The following is an 18,272-nucleotide window of genomic DNA, read 5'->3' as shown; positions in this document are numbered from 1 at the left end:
TTGTGGGGGAGTTGCGGATCGAGGGCGTGCTGCTGCCTGCTCGGATCCGTGGTGACGTCGCGAAGCTCATGAGGTTCGGTCGGGTCAGCGGGGGCGCTGACCTGCTCAGGAGGCGGACATGCGGCGTTCTGTTGTGTTTGTTCACGGCACGGGTGTGCGGACCGCGGCCCATCTCGCGACTCTGGACCGGATCGCGGCGCGGGTCGGCGCCGAGCGCCCCGAGATCGAGGTGAGGGGCTGTCTGTGGGGCCCGACCGAAGGCGCCAGTGCTCGTCTGGGTGGAGTCTCGGTGCCGGACCACGGGAGAACAGAGGACGGCGGCGGTGATGCGACGGCCGAGGAGGAGGATCTCGCCGCCTGGTCCGTCCTCTACCTGGATCCGTGGTACGAACTGCGCCTGCTCGGCCTCCAGTTGCCCCTCGCCACCGGCCTGTCCGCTCCGCACACGGGCCCCCCTTGGCAGCGTTTCCTCACGGCCGTCAACCAGTACGTTCCCACGCCACGCGTCGTCGCGGCCCTTGAGGAGTACCGGGCCGTCGAGACCTTCGAGCGTGCCCTCGCCCAACTGCGGCGCTCCGACGAACTCGGCCACGCGGCCCGCACGATCGACGGCGAGGGCTACCAGCACCGGCACGCCGTGGCCCGCGCACTGGTCGCCTGCACCCTGGCCCTCGCCGCCCAGGACGGCGCGGACTTCCCCGACGGCAACGGCCGCGAGACGCTGGTCGCCCTGCTCAGCAGCGATCTCCAGGCTCAAGGACGCTCCTTGCCGGGCCGATTGCGACGCGTGGCCGCCGCCCCCGCCCTACGGGTCGCGGAGCGGCGAGCCCTGCGCCGCCAAGGCGCACCGAGCGGCGACATCCTGCGCTACCAGGCACGCGGCGAGGGCATCCGGCAGCTGGTGCGGCGCACCATCGAGGACACCCCCGGCGACGCGATCACGCTCATGGCCCACAGCCTCGGCGGAGTCGCCTGCGTCGACCTTCTCGTCCAGGAGGCGGTCCCGCGAGTCGATCAGCTCATCACCGTCGGCTCGCAGGTCGGCCACCTGTACGAGATCGGCGCGCTCGTCTCCCTCGAACCGCCCCAGCCGCTCCCCGCGCACTTCACCGCCCGCTGGCTCAACATCTACGACCGGCGCGACATGCTGGCCTACTGCGCGGAGTCGGTGTTCCCCGGCCGGGCCCACGACAAGCTCGTCGACAACCGGCAGCCCTTCCCGCAGGCACACAGCGCTTACTGGACGAACAACGACGTATGGAAGGCCGCGCTGAGATGGATGGGCTGACATGGATGGGCTGACTGTTATGCGCCTGTCGCCGAGCCGGGGCGGACGATCATCAGGACCACCACGACGTCATCGGCCGGACTTGTCGGTGTCCTGTACGGCAGCGAGACTCGTCCCTGCCGCCATAAAGGCAGACTGCACCCATGACCCTCCACTGCGTTGTGCTGGACGACTACCAGGGCGCCGCCCCGACCATGGCGGACTGGAGCCCCCTCGCCGGCCAGGTCCGGATGCGCACCCTCCGCGAACACCTCACCGACCGGGACAAGCTCGTGGCCGAACTCGCCGACTGCGAGATCGTCGTGGTCATGAGGGAGCGCACCCCCTTCGACGCCGACCTCCTGCGCCGACTGCCCCGGCTGCGCCTGCTGGTGACCACCGGTATGCGCAACGCCTCGATCGACCTCGCCGCGGCCCAGGCGCAGGGCGTCACCGTGTGCGGTACGGCGAGCAGTTCCACCCCGCCCGTCGAACTGACCTGGGCGCTCCTCCTCGGCCTCGCCCGGCACCTCACCGTCGAGAACCGGGCCCTGCGCGAGGGCGGCCCCTGGCAGTCCACCGTCGGGCAGGATCTGCACGGCCGGACCCTGGGCGTGCTCGGACTCGGCAAGACCGGCACTCGGGTGGCGCGCGTCGCCACCGCCTTCGGTATGGAGGTCCTCGCCTGGAGCGAGAACCTCACCGCCCAGCGGGCGGCCGACGCGGGAGTCCAACTGGCGGACAGCAAGGAGGACTTGCTGGGGCGCAGCGACTTCGTGTCCGTCCATCTCGTCCTGTCCGACCGAACCCGCGGCCTGCTCGGCGAGCCGGAACTGCGTGCCATGCGCCCGCACGCCCACCTCGTCAACACCTCCCGCGCCGCCATCGTCGACCGAACGGCACTCGTGCGCGCCCTGCGGGAGGGCTGGATCGCCGGCGCCGGTCTCGACGTCTTCGAGACCGAGCCCCTCCCCGCCGACGACCCCCTGCGCTCCCTGCCGAACGTGCTCGCCACCCCGCACCTCGGCTATGTCACCGAGCGCAACTACCGCACCTTCTACACCGAGGCGGTGGAGGACATCGCCGCGTTCCTGGCCGGTGCCCCGGTCCGCCGGCTGGCCGGCGCCTGACGGGGGTACTCACACGCTCATGCCCCGCCCCGCTCGCGGGGGATCTTCTCCCCGGCCTCGATCGCCACCGGCAGCCGGTTCTCGGCCGGGGGCAGCGGGCAGGTGGCGAGGTCGGTGTAGGCGCACGGCAGGTTCGTCGACCGGTTGAAGTCCAGGACGACCGTGCCGTCGGCGGCGGGCGGTGCGATGGCCAGGGCACGGTTCGCCGCGTAGGTGGTGACCCCGGAGGTCGCGTCGGTGAACAGCACCATCAGGCTGCCCGGTGCGCGTCCGGCGAACGCGGTGAGTGCCAGCGGGCGTCCGTCCAGCTCGAACTCGACCCGGCCCGGCGCGTCGTACACGTGCTCAAGGCCCTCGACCGCCGCGCCCACGGTCGTCGGCCGGGGTTCGTCGAAGGGCGTGTAGCGGCCGGTCACCGCCCAGCGGGGTTGCGGGGCGTAGGCGGGTGTACCGGTGAACTCGGTGCGCAGCGGGGTGTCCGGGTGCCGGGGGCGGACGATGTCCTGTCCGCCGCGCTTGGCGACCTCGATCACGGCGTCGCCCCAGACCGCGTCGACTCCGCCGCGCTCGGGGAGCACCCCGAAGCGGTGCTCGCCGTGGACGGGGGTTCCGTCCACGACCAGTTCCTCACCCTCGTCGAGGACCACGACGACCCCGTCGGCGCCGGTCGACCAGGCGCCCGGAGCGTCGGGGAAGCGCTGCGGCTCGGTGCTGAGCCAGTTCAGGCTGGTGATGGCGAGGAACCCGTGCGGGCCGGCGAGCCGTGCCTCCTGCCCGGTGTGCCACTCCTGCCAGTTGTGGGTGAAGGCGGCCAGGTCCGTGGTGATGTCCTGAACGGTCATGCGTGTTCCTTAGCTGTGAGTGGGGGCTCGGGCGTGGCCGGGAGTGGATCACGGCGGCCTGGTCCGCGAGCACATGTGGCACATATGGGTCGCCGCAGCCGGGCGCGGAGACGCGGGCCGAGAGAGGGAACCGGCAGGGAAGCCGACGGCGCTTCAGCGGCGCGGCAGTGACCGGACGGCACAGATCGCGCTGGCCTGTCGACAGAGGTCGACGTGCCGGCGGGACACGAGGCGCAGGTCCGGGTTCACACCGAGGAGAATGACAGTGGTTGTCCGGGATGGTCAACAGTCGCTCAGCCAGGCCGGGTCGCTGCCCTCAGCCGCGTTCGAGGTGGCCGAGCAGCGCGGTGAGCGACTCCTCCGGTTCCTGCCCGGCGGTGTCGACGACGATGTGCGGGCGGTCCCATGGCTCGTAGGAACGGTCCAGCACCTGTTGCCAGTCGGGCAGCGGCAGGTCGGGAATGTCGACCGACCGGGAGGTCACCCGGCGTCGGTGCTCCACGGGGTCCGAGCAGACCACCTCCACCTCGGCGACGGCAACGCCTGCCCGGACGCCCGCGTCCCGCCAGCTGCCACGGGTGACGGCCAGAGGGTTCACCGACTCCGCGACCACGGTCAGTCCCTGCCCGAGGTGCTCCTCGGCCAGGGCGTATCCGACGACGTACCCGGCGGGCCCGACGGGGTGCCGCGCCAGCCCGGAACGGACGATCGCCTGCTCGATGGTGTCGACCCGAAGATGAACCCCGCCGATCCGTGCGGCCAGGAGCCGCGCGAGGGTCGTCTTGCCGGTGCCGGGCAGTCCGCCGATGACGATGAGCATCCCGTTCATCCTGCTCATTCTGCCGGTACCGCGACAGAGGTACGGCGGCGCAGCCGGTCCAGGAGACGCAGGCCGGCCTCGCCGGCGAACCATTCGGCATGGCCGACCAGATACGCGTACGCCAGCCGGGCGTTCTCCGCGGAACCCGTGATGCCGTGGAAGTAGGCCAGCTCGGACAGCGCGAACTCCGCGTGCACCAAGGGGAGCAGCTCGGGCAGGGCCGCCGACTCGGACGCGCTGAGTGGCCGTACGGACTCGTAGCCGTCCAGGAGAGCGTCGACATCCTGCTCGTGCACCGGGAAGCCGGGTTCCAGCCACTGGACGGCGTTGCGTTCGATTGCGGTGGCCAGGTCGTGCACCGCGGTCGTGCGGTCGCTCATCCCGAAGTCGAGCACGGTCGCGACCTCACCGGTGCTGTCCCAGAGGAGATTCGACGCGTGCCAGTCGTTGTGCGTCCACAGGGGTTCGAGCAGGGGGAGGTGCGGGGCCAGCCGCCCGTGCAGGGGCAGGAGGACGCGCTGGGTGTCCGCGCGCCAGGGGAGGTCCGTGAGTGCCTCGGCCAGGGCGGGGCGCTCGTCCACGTACCGCTCCAGGGCGGTGAACGGATCCTCGGCGGCGAAGACCGTGAACGAGGCGACGAGGGGTTGGGGGCTCCGGCGGGGGGCGTCGAACCCCTCGGCAGCCAGATGGAGCCGGGCGAGCGCCGCGCCCGACGCCCGCGCGTGGGTACGCGACCGGAACGGCGACCAGGACAGCGCGTCCCGGTACAGATCGGTGCCGACACCGGCCGAGTGGACCTCGTACACCCACTCCTGCCGTGTCACCACGTCCAGGACCTCCACCACCGGTGCCCCGCGCTCGCGCAGATGCCGCAGGAAGGCGTGCTCCTCGGCGAGCCCCTCGGGGGTGCGTACGGAGAGATGGTGGCGCTTGACGAACAGTCGGCGCCCCGCACGCTCGACGACGGCCGCCGCCGAGAGCGGACGCGGGCTGCGCCACACCACCTCTGCTGAGCCGACGACAGCCACCACCTCGGCCTCGGTCAGCGGCGGCCAGTCGGGCTCGACCGGTTCGGTGCCCAAGCCATGGGCGAGATGTGAACTCATCGCGCACGCACCGGAGTTGTGCCGCGCAACGCGTCGAGGACCCGGCGTTCGGTGGCCGCGAACTCCGGGTCGGCGAGGGCGTCCAGGCCGCGTGGTCCGGAGCGCGGCACCTCGACGCGTTCGACCACCGTGGCCGGACGGGGCGACAGTACGTGCACGGTGTCGGCCAGCAGCACGGCCTCGCGGATGTCGTGCGTGACCAGGACGACGGTCCAGCGGTAGCGCTGCCACATGTCGGCCAGCCACAGCTGCATCTCGGTCCGCGTGAGCGAGTCGAGCGCGCCGAACGGCTCGTCGAGCAGCAGCACCGGCCGCTCCAGGACGACCGTGCGCAGCAGCGCGGCGCGCTGCCGCATACCGCCACTGAGCTGGAAGGGGTACGAGGACTGGAAGCCGTCGAGCCCGAAGGCGCCGAAGAGTTCGCCCGCCCTCCGCCGTGCTTCCCGCTTCCGTACGCCCTGGGCCTCAAGTCCCAGCGCGGTGTTGTCCAGCACGGTCCGCCACGGGAACAGCAGATCCTTCTGGGGCATGTACGCGACCTTGCCCGAGGCGACCGACGCGGGGGCGCCCTCGACGAGCACCTCGCCCGAAGTGGGCGTGTCCAGACCGGAGACGAGGTTGAACAGGGTGCTCTTGCCGCTGCCGCTCGGGCCGATGACGGCCGCGAACTCGCCCGGCTCCACGGTAAGTTCGACATCGCGCAGGACGTCGAGCGACCCGAACGCCTTTCCCGCGCCGCGTACTTCGAGGCTCACGACCGGTCCTCCTTCGCCAGCGCCCGTTCCCAGGGCAGGACGAGCCGTTGGAGCAGATACGTCGCCCCGAACAGGGCCACGCTCAGCAGTGCCGTCACCGCGACCGCCGCGAAGACGAGGTCCGTGCGGAACGCGCTCTTCTGCGCCTGCATATAGATCCCGAGGCCCTTCTCCGCTCCCGCGTACTCGGCGAAGACGGCGCCCACGACGGCGTACGTGATGCTCACCCGCAGTCCGGTGAAGAAGTGGGGCAGCGCGGTCGGTACCCGTACCAGACGGAAGGTGCGCCACCGTCCGGTGCCCAGTGAGCGCAGCAGCCGCATCGCGTCGCGGTCGGTGGCGGCGAAACCCGCCGCCAGGTTCGCCGCGAGCGGGAAGAAGGTCGTCAGGGTCACGACCAGCATCTTCGGCAGCAGTCCGAAGCCGAACCAGATGATCAGCAGCGGCGCCACGGCCACGATCGGGATCGTCTGCGAGGCCACCAGGAGCGGGTACAGACCCCGGCGGGCGACGGCCGAGAAGTCCAGGACCACCGCCACGAGCCAGGCGGCGGTGAAGGAGAGCGCGAAGCCGAGCACGGTCTCCTGGAGGGTGGGCAGCGTCTGGTCCCACAGGTCGGTACGGTTCGCCCACCCCTCGGACAGGACACGGCCGGGACCGGGCAGCACCGTCGGGTCGACGCCGGCGGCACTCACGTACAACTGCCAGCCCGCGACGAGCACGGTGAGGACCACGAGAGGCGGCCACACGGCACGCAGCGCCGCCCTCACTTGGCGGACTCGGCATCAGGGAGATAGGCGTCGGTGAAGAACGTCGAGGCATCCGGGGCCTCCGTGAGCTTCTTGCCGTTCCTGTCCACCAGCAGCCCGGCCTTGAACTCGAAGTCGGCGAAGGCCTGCCAGCGGGCGGCACTCTGCGTGCCGATCGAGCCGTCGGCCGCGCGGTAGTACTCCTTGGCGAGCAACTCCTCGCTCTCCTTGACCAGTTCGGTGTTGGTGAGCGTGCTCTTGTTGGCGGCGATCAGCAGATCGGCGCCCTGGTCGGGATGGTCGGCGGCGAACTCGTACCCCTTGTTCACCGCCGCGAGGAACTTCTTCGCGATGCCGGGGTTCTTCTTGAGGTACTGCCCGGAGGACGCGACGACGGTCGAGTAGATGGCCGGGAAGCCGTAGTCGGCGAGCTGGAAGTCCTTGAGCGGCTTGCCCGTCAGCTTCGCCTCCAGGCCCTCCCAGGTCGGCATCGGCATCGCGAAGTCCGCCTTGCCCGCGTAAAGAGCCGCGTACGCCGAGGTGTTGAGCGTCACCTGCTTGAAGTCGCCCTTGCCGCCGTCCTGTTGGATGACCTTCTGGAGCAGCGCCTTCTCGTAGGGGGCGCCGAAACCCGCGTACGTCTTGCCGTCCAGGTCCTTGGGAGAGGTGATGTCGTCGCGGTCGGCGCGCACGGAGACCGTGACGTTCGTCTTCTGCGTGACCGCGTAGACGGAGGTGATGTCCTGGCCGGCGGCGCGCGCGGTGGTGATGCCCTCCTGGTACGAGATGCCGAAGTCCGCCTTGTGGGCGGCGATCAGCGTCTCGGGCGCGGTCGAGCCGTACGGCACGATCTTCAGATCGATCCCGGCAGCCTTGAACCAGCCCTTCTGCTGGGCGACGTAGATGCCGGTGTGGTTGGTGTTGGGCGTCCAGTCCAGGGCGAGGGTGACCTGGGTGGTGCCGTTCGCGGCAGTGGCGGCGGACGTGGAGTCCTCGGTGGCGCAGCCGGTCGCCGTCGCGGTGAGAGCGGCGGCGGTGGCCAGGGAGAGCAGGACGGTCGTGCGGGATCTCATGGGTTCCTCGGAGGGGATGCGCGAGCGCGGACAGCGGGCGTGGGTGTGCTCCTCACGCCCGACACAGCGCGCTGCTGATCCGCATCAGGTCCACGGCCATACGCCTCGTCAGTTCCCTTGCCTGGCAGGTCACTTGGCACCCACCGAAGCGGTGCGGGCCGAGGTCGCGGTGAGGAAGTCGTTCGTGTACGAGGCCTGCCAGTCGCGGGTGTGCGCTATCGCGCCGTGCCGGGCGAGCCAGTCGGCGTACGGGCCCATCCGGGTCTCGTCGATCACGCCCCAGCGTCCGTCCGGGCCGGTCCAGGTCGGGGCGACCAGAGCGAGGGAACGGGCGATCAGGGGGCGGGAGAAGTACGGGATCACGCGCTCCAACAGGGCGCGTGTGTCGGCCTGTTCGGCAGCGGCGGCGGCGTAGCCCCGGGCCGTGGCGGCGAGGAAGGCGCGCACCACATCGGGGCGCGCGGCGACATGGGCCTCGCTCGTGCCGAGGAGGTAGCTGTGGTAGCGGGGGGCGCCGATCTCGTCGACCGGCCAGGTCAGCCGCTGCTCCTCGGGCAGGTCGCCGCGGAGTGCGTCCCAGGACCAGTAGGTGCCGAAGGCGGCGTCGGCCTCGCCGGCCGCGATGTCGTCGACGGTGAGTTCGCGGTAGCCCGCGTCGACGGTGATCACCGCGTCCGGGTCGCCGCCGTCGGCCGCGACGAGATGCCGGACCATGGCACGGCCGCGCGGGGTGGGGTTGTAGGCGAGACGGCGGCCCGCCAGGTCACGGGGGCGGGTGATGCCGGTCGAACGGGCGGTCTGGATCGCCTCCAGCGCGCGATGGTTGACGGCGGCCACGGCGATCAGCGGCTGGGCGTCGGCGGCACGGCGGGCGAGCAGCCGGTTGGGCGGGAAGAGACCGAAGTCCACCTCGCCCCGGATCAGATACTCGAGGGTGTCGCCGCGTCCCGGATCCTGGACGGCGAGTTCCACGTCCAGACCCGCCTCGCGGTACCAGCCGCGCTCGCGGGCAACGTACAGACCGGCCGAATTCGGCCAGGGGTGGAAGTAGTCGAGCATGACTCGGACGTGCGACATGGAGGTACTCCGCAGGACGGCACGCAGGCGCGCGGGCCTGGTGCGGAGAAGCGAGGGGAAGGGGAAACGAGGAGAGGGGGACCGTTCAGGTCAACAACAGGAGCGGGCCGCCACGGCGGGTGCCGGGGGACACTGCTGCTCGACTGCTGAAGACATGCGGTACTCCTACGCGGGCACAGAGGCTCAAGTGTTGCGGTCGGCGTCCCCGTGGGGACCCGGCCGGCCGATGCCGACACGGATCCCAGACGCCCTCTCAGCCCAACCGGGTAGGGGCTCCCGCGTAGATGGCCGAAACCATAACCCCGGGCAACCGATGCTGTGCAAACGGATTCCAAAATATGGGACGTCCGCGTTCATGGGTCGAGAAGCCGCAGCTCAGGCGTATCGGCTCCGGTCGGTCCCGGTCGGCTCCGGGTTAGCATCCCCGCCATGACCGACGCCCTGCTTCCCGGACCGCTGGTGGACGACACCTGGCTCGCGGCCCGTCTCGACGACCCCCGGCTGGTCGTCCTCGACGCCACCACCCTCCTGCCCTCGCCCCGCCACGACGGCGACCACCGCTCCGGCAGCGGCCGGACCGGCTGGGCCGAGCGGCACATCCCCGGCTCCCGGCACGCGGACCTCACGGGCGAACTGTCGGACCCCGAAGCGCCCTACCACTTCGCGGTTCCGGCACCGGAGGCACTGGCCGCCGCCCTCCAGCGGCTCGGCGTTCGGGACGGCTCCGAGGTCGTCGCCTACGACAGCGGCGGCGGCATCTGGGCGGCCCGGCTGTGGTGGATGCTGCGGTCGATCTCCGTGCCGGCGGCGGTCCTGGACGGCGGATGGCAGGCGTGGGAGGCGGGCGGGCACGCGGTCGCCCACGGTGACGACGACACCGTCGCCGTCTCCGGTGAGGAGCAGCTCACACCCGTACCCCGTCCCGAAATGTGGACAGGTCTCCGTGAGGTGGAGGCGGTGAACCGTGGCGAGCGTCCCGGCACGCTGGTGTGCGCGCTGCCGCCCGGCGGCTTCGACGGGTCCGCCGTCACCCGCTACAGCCGACGTGGTCACATCCCCGGCAGCCTCAGTCTGCCCGGGCGCGGCCTCCTCGACAGCGAGGGCCGGTTCCTGCCCGCTGCCGAACTCGCTGCCCAGGTAGAAGCGGTTCTCAAGGGCGCTGGGTCGCCCGTGATCCTCTACTGCGGCGGTGGTATCTCGGCAGCGGGCACCGCCCTCGCCCTCACACTTCTGGGCCGTCAGGACATCGCTCTGTACGACGGTTCGCTGGAGGAGTGGTCCCAGGATCCGTCCCGCCCGCTCATGACGGACGTCTGACGCCGTCAAGCAGGAAGGGCGAGTTGACCGTCTCACCTGATGGTCACTTGCATTGACAACCTTTATCGCGACATGCCTAACTTGCGGCGCAGATCGAGAAGCCCCAGGGGATGTCCCGGGGCCGGAGAAGTGATGGTGACAGCGATGAACGCAGCTGACGGGACGGCCGCACCGCGGCGCCTCAGCCGTGTCCTGCTGTGCACGGACCGCTCCGTCGACCTGCTGCGCGTCAACAGTGCGCTCTGTACGGCGACTTGCCGCACTCTCTGTCGAGGCTGACGGCTTTCCGAGTCCCTGACGACCACCGCTTTCGCGGTGTGCCCTCTCCCCGCCCAGCCTCTGTTCCGCGTGCAACCCCGTGTGTCGTCTCGTACCGAGCCGCTCCCGGGTGGCGCGGTGCATGCCGCCGCCCCGCGGCCCTGGGTGTCCGAAACTGCTGGAGCCCTCCATGAGCGAATCTCCCGGCGTCGCCGTGTCCTCCGGACCGGAGTCGTCCGCCGAGGCGATACCCCGCCCCGACGAACCCGATGAACCCGGCGCACACAGGCCCCTGGCCGCGCAGCGGGTTCTGCCGATCCGCCGGCCCGGCCGCTGGATCGCCACGGCCGTCGTACTCGTCCTCGTCGCCCAGATCATCCACGGGCTGGCGACCAACCCCTTCTACCAGTGGGACCGGTTCCAGTACTGGTTCCTGCGCCCGACGATCCTCGACGGTCTGCTCATCACCCTCGAAGTGACGGTCTACAGCGCGGTGTTGGGCCTGCTCGGCGGCATCCTCCTCGCTCTGGCCCGACTCTCCAGGAGCCCGGTGCTGCGCGCGGTGAGCTGGGTCTACATCTGGCTGTTCCGCTCGGTTCCGCTCATCGTCGTCCTGCTCTTCCTCTACAACTTCAGCGCGCTGTACCAGACGCTGAGCCTGGGCGTCCCCTTCGGCCCGGCGTTCTTCACCTTCGACGAGTCACGGCTCGCCACGGACATGGTCGTCGCCGTCGTCGGCCTCAGCCTCAACGAGGCGGCCTATGCGGCGGAAGTCGTCCGCGGCGGCATCCTCTCCGTCGACCAGGGCCAGCACGAGGCGGCCTCCGCACTCGGTCTGCCGAAGCGGTACCAGTTCGCGAAGATCGTCTTCCCGCAGGCGCTGCGCTCCATCACCCCGAACTACGTCAACCAGCTGATCGGCCTGATCAAGGCCACCTCGCTGGTCTTCTACGTGTCCCTGCTCGACCTCTTCGGCAGCGTGCAGAGCATGGGCAGCACCTACCCCGGCGACATCGTGCCGCTGCTGCTCGTCGCCACCGTCTGGTACCTGATCCTCACCAGCGTCGTGTCCGTCGTCCAGTTCTACGTCGAGCGGTACTACGCCCGGGGCGCCACCCGCACCCTGCCGCCGACACCGCTGCAGAAACTGCGGGCCGGGGTCACCGACCTCCGCACCCGCATCCGCAAGGAGGCCGCCGTATGACCGCCGGAACGCTCGACGACACGGCCGCCACCGTGGAGGTGCACGACGTGCACAAGTGGTACGGCACCCACCGGGTGCTGAACGGCGTGGACCTGACCGTGCGGCCCGGCGAGGTCACCGTGATCCTCGGCCCGTCCGGTTCGGGCAAGTCCACCCTGCTCAGGGTGATCAACCACCTGGAGAAGCCCGAGATCGGCCACGTCAGCGTCAACGGCGAGCTGATCGGCGTACGCCGGCACGGGGACCGGCTGAAGGAGCTGAGCGAGCGGGTGATCCTCACCCAGCGCAGCCGGATCGGCTTCGTCTTCCAGAACTTCAACCTCTTCCCGCATCTGACCGTGCTGGACAACGTGGCCGCCGCCCCCGTGGCGACCGGAAAGCTCGGCAAGGCGCAGGCCCTCGAACTCGCCCGTGATCTCCTCGGCCGCGTCGGCCTGGCCGACAAGGTGGCCGCCTACCCACGGCAGTTGTCGGGCGGTCAACAGCAGCGCGTGGCGATCGCCCGCGCCCTCGCCCTGCGCCCCGGCGTCATCCTCTTCGACGAGCCGACCTCCGCCCTCGACCCCGAACTGGTCGGCGAGGTGCTCGCCGTCATCAAGGACCTGGCCGGCAGCGGCACCACCCTCGTCATCGTCACCCACGAGATCGGCTTCGCCCGCGAGATCGCCGACCGGGTGGTCTTCATGGACGACGGCCGGATCGTCGAAGAGGGCCCGCCCGCCGAGGTGTTGGACCACCCCAAGCAGGAGCGGACCAAGGACTTCCTGAGCAAGGTCCTCTGAGCCACCAGAGCTGTCCGAGCTCCCCGAACTCGCGGTCCGGCCCCGGACCGCCCCCCCCACACCCTCACCGCACAACCGACACAAGGACACAAGGACACCCCATGCGCACCCTCAGCCTCCGCAGCAGAATCCTCCGCGGTGTGACCGCGTCCGCGGCCGTCGCCTCCCTCGCGGGCGGGCTCGCCGCGTGCGGCGGTGACAGCGACGCCGCGACCAGGACCGACAGCGCGTCGGCCGGGACGGTCACCGTCGGCACGCTCTCCAACGGTGCTGCCAAGGAGACCCAGTTGAAGGTCTCCGAGGTGAAGTCGATCAGCGCCGAGCTGCCCAAGACGGTCGCCGACAGCGGCAAGCTGGTCATCGGGGTCGGCGCGCTCCCCGCCGGGTTCCCGCCGCTGGCGTACGTGGGCGACGACCAGAAGACTCTCACCGGGGCCGAGCCCGACCTCGGCCGGCTGGTCGCCGCGGTCCTCGGGCTGAAGCCGGAGGTGAAGAACTCGACCTGGGAGAACCTCTTCGTCGGGATCGACAGCGGCAAGGTCGACGTGGCGTTCTCCAACGTCACCGACACCGAGGAGCGCAAGAAGAAGTACGAGTTCGCCTCCTACCGTGAGGACAACCTCGCCTTCGAGGTGCTGAACAAGAGCACCTGGAACTTCGACGGCAACTACGAGAACCTCGCCGGCAAGACCGTCTCGGTGGGCGCCGGCACCAACCAGGAGAAGATCCTGCTGGAGTGGAAGGCGAAGCTGGAGAAGGAGGGCAAGAAGCTCGACGTCAAGTACTTCCAGGACAGCAACAGCGTCTACCTGGCCCTGTCCAGCGGGAAGATCGACGCCTACTTCGGCCCGAACCCCGGCATCGCGTACCACATCACCCAGGTCGCCAAGACGCCCAACCCGACGCGTAACGCGGGCAAGTTCTCCGGTGCGGGAGCGACGCTCCAGGGCCTCATCGCGGCCACCGCGAAGAAGGACAGCGGCCTGGCCAAGCCGGTCGCGGACGCGATCAACCACCTGATCGAGAACGGCCAGTACGCCAAGTGGCTCGCCGCCTGGAACCTCTCCAACGAGGCCGTGAGCACCTCCCAGGTCAACCCGCCCGGGCTGCCGCTCGACAACTCCTGACCCGTCACCCGTCCCGGGGGGCCGCCATGGAACGGCGGCCCCTTGGGACGGGTCCGACCGCGTTCCAGATACGGAGAGTCCGCACCGACATGTCCACCAGCGTCCACCACGCCACGTCCCCGAGCCCGACGGAACCGCACATCCTGGACAACGCCGCCTGGGCCGCGCTGACGGGCCCGCACGCCCATCTCGCCGAGCGCACCGGCCGGGCCGCCCGCTACCCGACGGACGTCTCCCCGTTCGCCGCACTCGAGGACCCCGCCGACCCCCGTGCCTGGGACGACCTGGCCGCGCTGGTGGGACCAGGCACCGTCACCCCGGTCACCGCATTCCAGGCCGTACCCGAGGGCTGGGAGGTCGAACAGGCCGGTGAGGGCGTCCAGTTGGTCGACACCGCGCTGTACGCCGAGCCCGCGCCCGAAGCCGTACGGCTCGGCCCCGCCGACGTACCCGAGATCCTTGACCTGATCGCCCTCACCCAGCCGGGCCCTTTCCTGCCCCGGACCATCGCACTCGGCACCTACCTCGGAATCCGGGACCACGGGCAGCTGATCGCCCTTGCCGGCGAACGCCTCCGCCCACCCGGCTGGACCGAGATCAGCGCCGTCTGCACCCACCCGGACCATCGCGGCCGGGGCCTGGCCACCCGGCTGGTCCGCGCGGTCGCGGCGGGCATCAGGGAACGCGGCGACATCCCCTTCCTCCACGCGGCGGCGAGCAACACCGACGCGATCCGGCTCTACGAGTCGATCGGCTTCACCCTGCGCCGCCGTACCCGGTTCGCGCTGGTGCGTGCGCCGGGCAGACGGCCGGAAGAAAAGGCATAGCCGTGCTGTTGTGCCAGGACCCAGGGTTCGCCGGGCCGGAAGGGCGGAGGAGGCACGTGCGCCACCGCGCCGTAGAACCTGCCTCGCCTCGCCGTCCGAGGCTGTACTCGCGGCGGCACATCGACCTGTTGCGTGTCGCCGGCGCGCTCTGTTGTTCCTGACCTGCTGTCTCGTTCCTTCGTACGGTCGATCAGGAAGGCGCTGTTTCGTGTCCTCGTCTTTTTCTCCTTTGCATCTTGCCGTCGCTCTGGACGGTGCCGGTTGGCATCCGGCTGCCTGGCGTGAGCCTGTTGCGCGGCCCCGGGAGTTGTTCACCGCCCGTTACTGGGCCGATCTGGTCGCCGAGGCCGAGCGCGGGCTGCTCGACTTCGTGACCATCGAGGACGGTCTCGGTCTCCAGTCCTCGTCCTTGACCGAACCCGACGATCGCACCGATCAGGTTCGGGGTCGTCTGGACGCGGTCCTGATCGCGGCGCGTATCGCGCCGCTGACCCGGCACATCGGGATCGTTCCGACGGCTGTCACCACGCATACGGAGCCGTTCCATCTCTCCAAGGCGATCGCCACGCTCGACTATGTGAGCACCGGGCGCGCGGGCTTGCGCGTCCAGATCACCGCCCGGCAGAACGAGGCCGCCCACTTCGGCCGCCGTACGTTCCCGCCGTTCCGCATAGAGGACTACGGCACGCCCGCCGTTCAGGAAGCGGTCGCCGATCTCTTTGACGAGGCCGCCGATTACGTGGAGGTGGTGCGTCGGTTGTGGGACAGCTGGGAGGACGACGCGGAGATCCGCGACGCCGTCACTGGCCGTTTTATCGACCGGGAGAAGCTGCACTACATCGACTTCGAGGGGCCGCACTTCAGTGTCAAGGGGCCGTCGATCACGCCTCGGCCGCCGCAGGGGCAGCCGGTCGTCACCGCGCTGGCCCACGCGACCGTTCCGTACCGGCTGGTGGGCCGCGCGGCCGATGTCGGGTACGTGACCCCGCACGATGCCGGTCAGGCGCGTGCCATTGTCGAGGAGATCCGCACCGAGCAGTCGGCGGCCGGGCGTGCCGGTGAACTCCTGCACGTCTTCGGCGACTTGGTCGTCTTCCTTGACGACACGACGTCCGCCGCCACGGCCCGCCGGGAGCGGCTCGACACCCTCGCCGGGGCCGAATACACCAGCGACGCCCGGATCTTCGCCGGTACGGCTTCCCAACTGGCCGATCTGCTTCAGGAGTTGGCGTCGGCCGGGCTGTCCGGTTTCCGGCTGCGGCCCGCTGTCGCCGGGCATGACCTGCCGGCGATCACCCGGAAGCTGGTTCCCGAGCTTCAGCGTCGGGGTGTCTTCCGCCGTGAGTACGAGGCCGACACCCTGCGCGGGCTCCTCGGGCTCTCCCGTCCCGCCAACCGCTACGCCAGCACTGCCGCCGTCTGAGCGGGAAGGATCCCCGAAATCATGAGCAAGCCGTTGAAGCAGGTCCATCTGGCCGCGCACTTCCCCGGTGTCAACAACACCACCGTGTGGAGTGACCCGAAGGCCGGCAGCCATATCGAGTTCAGCTCCTTCGTCCACTTCGCGCAGACCGCCGAACGCGCCAAGTTCGACTTCCTGTTCCTCGCCGAGGGCCTGCGACTGCGCGAACAGGGCGGGAAGATATACGACCTGGACGTCGTCGGCCGCCCCGACACCTTCACCGTCCTGACCGCGCTCGCCGCCGTCACCGAGCACCTCGGCCTGACCGGCACGATCAACTCCACCTTCAACGAGCCGTATGAGGTGGCCCGCCAGTTCGCCAGTCTCGACCACCTCTCCGACGGCCGTGCCGCCTGGAACGTGGTGACCTCCTGGGATGCCTTCACCGGCGAGAACTTCCGGCGCGGCGGCTTCCTCCCGCAGAACGAGCGCTACTCACGGGCCAAGGAGTTCCTCCAGACAGCGGGTGAGCTGTTCGACTCCTGGCGGGGCGACGAGATCCTCGCCGACCAGGAGACCGGCACCTTCCTGCGGGACGCCAAGGCCGGCGCGTTCCTGCACTCGGGGCAGCACTTCGACATCGAGGGCCGGTTCAATGTGCCCCGCTCCCCGCAGGGCCGCCCGGTCATCTTCCAGGCCGGCGACTCCGACGAGGGCCGCGAGTTCGCCGCCTCCACCGCGGACGCCATCTTCAGCCGGTACGCCACCCTCAAGGAGGGCCAGGAGTTCTACACGGACGTCAAGGGGCGCCTGGCCAAGTACGGCCGCCGTGCCGAGGAACTGCTGATCCTGCCCGCCGCGAGCTTCGTCCTCGGGGAGACGGATGCGGAGGCGGAGGAACTCGCCCACGAGGTGCGCCGCCAGCAGGTCAGCGGCGCCACCGCGATCAAGCACCTGGAGTTCGTCTGGAACCGTGACCTCTCCGGCTATGACCCGGACGGCCCGCTGCCGGACATCGACCCCGACCTCGGTGAACACACCGTCGCCCGGGGCCGGGCCCAGGTGCGGATGTACCGCGACCCGCTGGCCACCGCCCGCGAGTGGCGCGAGCGCGCGCAGGCCAACAACTGGTCCATCCGCGACCTCGTCATCGAGACCGGCAACCGGCAGAACTTCGTCGGCTCCCCGGCCACCGTCGCCGCCACCATCAACGACTTCGTCCAGGCCGACGCCAGCGACGGCTTCATCCTGACCCCCCACATCACCCCCGGCGGCCTCGACACCTTCGCCGACACCGTCGTGCCCCTCCTCCAGGAGCGAGGCGTCTTCCGCACCGAATACGAGGGCACGACCCTCCGCGACCACCTCGGCCTCGCCCACCCCGACGCCGAGCCGGCGGGAGAGCGGGCCGTGTCATGAAGTTCCTCGCCATCACACTGATCGTGCACGCCCCGCATCCGGTGACGGGCGTGCAGAAGCCCACTCAGGACCGCTTCCGTGAGGTGCTCGACAACGCGCTCCTCGCCGAGGAACTGGGCTTCGACGGCTTCGGCGTGGGGGAGCGGCACGAGCGGCCCTTCATCTCCTCCTCGCCACCCGTCGTCCTCAGCCACATCGCCGCCCTCACCTCCCGGATCCGGCTGTTCACGGCGGTCACCACGCTCAGCCTCCTCGACCCGGTGCGGGCGTACGAGGACTACGCGACCCTCGACCATCTCTCCGGTGGACGCCTTGAGTTGATCATCGGGAAGGGCAACGGCAGCGCCCAGCGCGAGCTGTTCCAGGTCACGCCCGAGGACCAGTGGGAGCGCAACGCCGAGAGCTACGAGGTGTTCCGGCAGATCTGGCGGCAGGACAAGGTGGCCGCCCGTACCCGGTTCCGCCCGGAGCTGACGGACGCCGAGGTGTGGCCCCGGCCCCTCCAGCAGCCGATCCGGGTCTGGCACGGCAGTGCGACCAGCAAGGAGTCGGTCGACCTCGCCGCCCGCTACGGAGACCCGCTCTTCTCCGCCAACGTCACCAACCCCATTGAGCCCTATGCCGAGTTGATCCGGTACTACCGCGAGCGCTGGGAGCATTACGGCCACGATCCGGCCGCCATCGCGGTCGGTGCGGGCACGGCGGGTCTCTACGCGGCCCGTACCTCCCAGGAGGCGATCACCGCCTATCGGCCCGTGTTCGAGGGCAATCTGGCGTTCCAGAAGCGGCTTGGCCTGGAGCCGGTGTTCTCGACCCTGGAGGACTTCGTGGAGCGCAGCTCGGCGCTGATCGGCAGCCCCCAGCAGATCATCGAGAAGGTGCACCGCTACCACGAACAGTTCGGGCACACCGTGCTGCATCTGCAGGCGGACGCGGGAGGGTTGACGGACCGTCAGCACCGGGACTCCCTCGAACTCTTCCACTCGGACGTCGCGCCGATGCTGCGCCGAGAGATCCCCGACCCGCCGTTTCCCTGGGCCCCGGTCCTCGCCGGGTCCGAGCCCGTCTCCGAGTCCGCGCCCGAGTCCGTGCCCGCCGATCGCTGAGGAGTCCTCCG

19 protein-coding genes are annotated in these 18,272 nt (G+C 70.2%); 11 read left to right on the top strand and 8 right to left on the bottom strand.

From position 1 onward, the window contains the following. Positions 1-118 precede the first annotated feature (118 nt). The gene (locus ACFYXF_RS01380) at positions 119-1,288 is read left to right on the top strand and encodes a hypothetical protein (protein WP_389346852.1); all 1,170 of its coding nucleotides are present in this window, start codon (positions 119-121) and stop codon (positions 1,286-1,288) included. A gap of 143 nt (positions 1,289-1,431) precedes the next feature. Beyond that, positions 1,432-2,397, top strand: coding sequence for a D-2-hydroxyacid dehydrogenase family protein (locus ACFYXF_RS01375; RefSeq protein ID WP_389346850.1), 966 nt, complete (start codon positions 1,432-1,434; stop codon positions 2,395-2,397). A gap of 17 nt (positions 2,398-2,414) precedes the next feature. Here ACFYXF_RS01375 and ACFYXF_RS01370 read toward each other — a convergent pair whose 3' ends face one another. The 8 genes from ACFYXF_RS01370 to ACFYXF_RS01335 form a co-directional block, all read right to left on the bottom strand. Further along, the gene (locus ACFYXF_RS01370) at positions 2,415-3,239 is read right to left on the bottom strand and encodes a DUF1684 domain-containing protein (RefSeq protein ID WP_389346848.1); all 825 of its coding nucleotides are present in this window, start codon (positions 3,237-3,239) and stop codon (positions 2,415-2,417) included. Between the two features lie 153 nt (positions 3,240-3,392). Further along, the gene (locus tag ACFYXF_RS01365; RefSeq protein WP_389346845.1) at positions 3,393-3,488 is read right to left on the bottom strand and encodes a putative leader peptide; all 96 of its coding nucleotides are present in this window, start codon (positions 3,486-3,488) and stop codon (positions 3,393-3,395) included. 67 nt (positions 3,489-3,555) lie between these two features. Next, on the bottom strand, positions 3,556-4,059 hold the full coding sequence (locus ACFYXF_RS01360; protein WP_389348441.1) for an AAA family ATPase: 504 nt from the start codon (positions 4,057-4,059) through the stop codon (positions 3,556-3,558). Positions 4,060-4,073: 14 nt separating this feature from the next. Continuing rightward, positions 4,074-5,165 carry a phosphotransferase enzyme family protein gene (locus ACFYXF_RS01355; protein ID WP_389346843.1) on the bottom strand — a complete coding sequence of 364 codons (1,092 nt, stop codon included), beginning with the start codon at positions 5,163-5,165 and terminating at the stop codon, positions 4,074-4,076. Further along, a complete protein-coding gene (locus ACFYXF_RS01350; RefSeq protein WP_389346841.1) occupies positions 5,162-5,920 on the bottom strand; it encodes an ABC transporter ATP-binding protein in 759 nt (252 codons plus the stop codon). Before ACFYXF_RS01350 ends, ACFYXF_RS01355 begins: the two co-directional genes overlap by 4 nt. Continuing rightward, the gene (locus ACFYXF_RS01345; protein ID WP_389346839.1) at positions 5,917-6,690 is read right to left on the bottom strand and encodes an ABC transporter permease; all 774 of its coding nucleotides are present in this window, start codon (positions 6,688-6,690) and stop codon (positions 5,917-5,919) included. Before ACFYXF_RS01345 ends, ACFYXF_RS01350 begins: the two co-directional genes overlap by 4 nt. After that, complete coding sequence (locus ACFYXF_RS01340) at positions 6,687-7,742, bottom strand: ABC transporter substrate-binding protein (RefSeq protein ID WP_389346837.1); 1,056 nt, start codon at positions 7,740-7,742, stop codon at positions 6,687-6,689. The genes ACFYXF_RS01345 and ACFYXF_RS01340 overlap by 4 nt, the downstream gene beginning before the upstream one ends. Positions 7,743-7,871: 129 nt before the next feature. Continuing rightward, entirely contained in the window at positions 7,872-8,819 is a 948-nt protein-coding gene (locus tag ACFYXF_RS01335) for an ABC transporter substrate-binding protein (protein WP_389346834.1), read from the bottom strand. 429 nt (positions 8,820-9,248) lie between these two features. On the opposite strand from ACFYXF_RS01335, the gene ACFYXF_RS01330 reads away from it, so the two are divergent. The 9 genes from ACFYXF_RS01330 to ACFYXF_RS01290 all read left to right on the top strand — a co-directional run bounded on the left by ACFYXF_RS01330 (position 9,249) and on the right by ACFYXF_RS01290 (position 18,261). Further along, entirely contained in the window at positions 9,249-10,136 is an 888-nt protein-coding gene (locus ACFYXF_RS01330; RefSeq protein ID WP_389346832.1) for a sulfurtransferase, read from the top strand. A gap of 448 nt (positions 10,137-10,584) precedes the next feature. After that, entirely contained in the window at positions 10,585-11,598 is a 1,014-nt protein-coding gene (locus tag ACFYXF_RS01325; protein ID WP_389346830.1) for an amino acid ABC transporter permease, read from the top strand. Continuing rightward, a complete protein-coding gene (locus tag ACFYXF_RS01320; RefSeq protein ID WP_389346828.1) occupies positions 11,595-12,380 on the top strand; it encodes an amino acid ABC transporter ATP-binding protein in 786 nt (261 codons plus the stop codon). Before ACFYXF_RS01325 ends, ACFYXF_RS01320 begins: the two co-directional genes overlap by 4 nt. 101 nt (positions 12,381-12,481) lie before the next feature. Further along, the gene (locus tag ACFYXF_RS01315) at positions 12,482-13,507 is read left to right on the top strand and encodes an ABC transporter substrate-binding protein (RefSeq protein WP_389346826.1); all 1,026 of its coding nucleotides are present in this window, start codon (positions 12,482-12,484) and stop codon (positions 13,505-13,507) included. 89 nt (positions 13,508-13,596) lie between these two features. Beyond that, on the top strand, positions 13,597-14,334 hold the full coding sequence (locus tag ACFYXF_RS01310; protein ID WP_389346824.1) for a GNAT family N-acetyltransferase: 738 nt from the start codon (positions 13,597-13,599) through the stop codon (positions 14,332-14,334). 2 nt (positions 14,335-14,336) lie between these two features. Continuing rightward, complete coding sequence (locus ACFYXF_RS01305; RefSeq protein ID WP_389346822.1) at positions 14,337-14,495, top strand: putative leader peptide; 159 nt, start codon at positions 14,337-14,339, stop codon at positions 14,493-14,495. Positions 14,496-14,542: 47 nt separating this feature from the next. Continuing rightward, positions 14,543-15,757, top strand: a complete 1,215-nt coding sequence (locus ACFYXF_RS01300; protein ID WP_389346820.1) for an LLM class flavin-dependent oxidoreductase — start codon at positions 14,543-14,545, stop codon at positions 15,755-15,757. 21 nt (positions 15,758-15,778) lie between these two features. Next, positions 15,779-17,155, top strand: coding sequence for an NtaA/DmoA family FMN-dependent monooxygenase (locus tag ACFYXF_RS01295; RefSeq protein ID WP_389346818.1), 1,377 nt, complete (start codon positions 15,779-15,781; stop codon positions 17,153-17,155). Continuing rightward, the gene (locus ACFYXF_RS01290) at positions 17,152-18,261 is read left to right on the top strand and encodes an LLM class flavin-dependent oxidoreductase (protein ID WP_389346816.1); all 1,110 of its coding nucleotides are present in this window, start codon (positions 17,152-17,154) and stop codon (positions 18,259-18,261) included. The genes ACFYXF_RS01295 and ACFYXF_RS01290 overlap by 4 nt, the downstream gene beginning before the upstream one ends. Positions 18,262-18,272 lie beyond the last annotated feature (11 nt).

Origin of the sequence: Streptomyces sp. NPDC002680 (genome assembly GCF_042889145.1) — a bacterium.
Lineage (GTDB): Bacteria > Actinomycetota > Actinomycetes > Streptomycetales > Streptomycetaceae > Streptomyces > Streptomyces adonidis.
The sequence above is the reverse complement of the archived record's forward strand: the minus strand, read 5'-3'. Positions and strand labels throughout refer to the sequence as shown.

Coding starts and splice junctions, on each gene's coding strand:
- ACFYXF_RS01320 (WP_389346828.1), top strand. CDS start 11,595: ATGACCGCCGGAACGCTCGACGACACGGCCGCCACCGTGGAGGTGCAC.
- ACFYXF_RS01325 (WP_389346830.1), top strand. CDS start 10,585: ATGAGCGAATCTCCCGGCGTCGCCGTGTCCTCCGGACCGGAGTCGTCC.
- ACFYXF_RS01330 (WP_389346832.1), top strand. CDS start 9,249: ATGACCGACGCCCTGCTTCCCGGACCGCTGGTGGACGACACCTGGCTC.
- ACFYXF_RS01360 (WP_389348441.1), bottom strand. CDS start 4,059: ATGCTCATCGTCATCGGCGGACTGCCCGGCACCGGCAAGACGACCCTC.
- ACFYXF_RS01370 (WP_389346848.1), bottom strand. CDS start 3,239: ATGACCGTTCAGGACATCACCACGGACCTGGCCGCCTTCACCCACAAC.
- ACFYXF_RS01335 (WP_389346834.1), bottom strand. CDS start 8,819: ATGTCGCACGTCCGAGTCATGCTCGACTACTTCCACCCCTGGCCGAAT.
- ACFYXF_RS01315 (WP_389346826.1), top strand. CDS start 12,482: ATGCGCACCCTCAGCCTCCGCAGCAGAATCCTCCGCGGTGTGACCGCG.
- ACFYXF_RS01375 (WP_389346850.1), top strand. CDS start 1,432: ATGACCCTCCACTGCGTTGTGCTGGACGACTACCAGGGCGCCGCCCCG.
- ACFYXF_RS01340 (WP_389346837.1), bottom strand. CDS start 7,742: ATGAGATCCCGCACGACCGTCCTGCTCTCCCTGGCCACCGCCGCCGCT.
- ACFYXF_RS01380 (WP_389346852.1), top strand. CDS start 119: ATGCGGCGTTCTGTTGTGTTTGTTCACGGCACGGGTGTGCGGACCGCG.
- ACFYXF_RS01290 (WP_389346816.1), top strand. CDS start 17,152: ATGAAGTTCCTCGCCATCACACTGATCGTGCACGCCCCGCATCCGGTG.
- ACFYXF_RS01310 (WP_389346824.1), top strand. CDS start 13,597: ATGTCCACCAGCGTCCACCACGCCACGTCCCCGAGCCCGACGGAACCG.
- ACFYXF_RS01295 (WP_389346818.1), top strand. CDS start 15,779: ATGAGCAAGCCGTTGAAGCAGGTCCATCTGGCCGCGCACTTCCCCGGT.
- ACFYXF_RS01355 (WP_389346843.1), bottom strand. CDS start 5,165: ATGAGTTCACATCTCGCCCATGGCTTGGGCACCGAACCGGTCGAGCCC.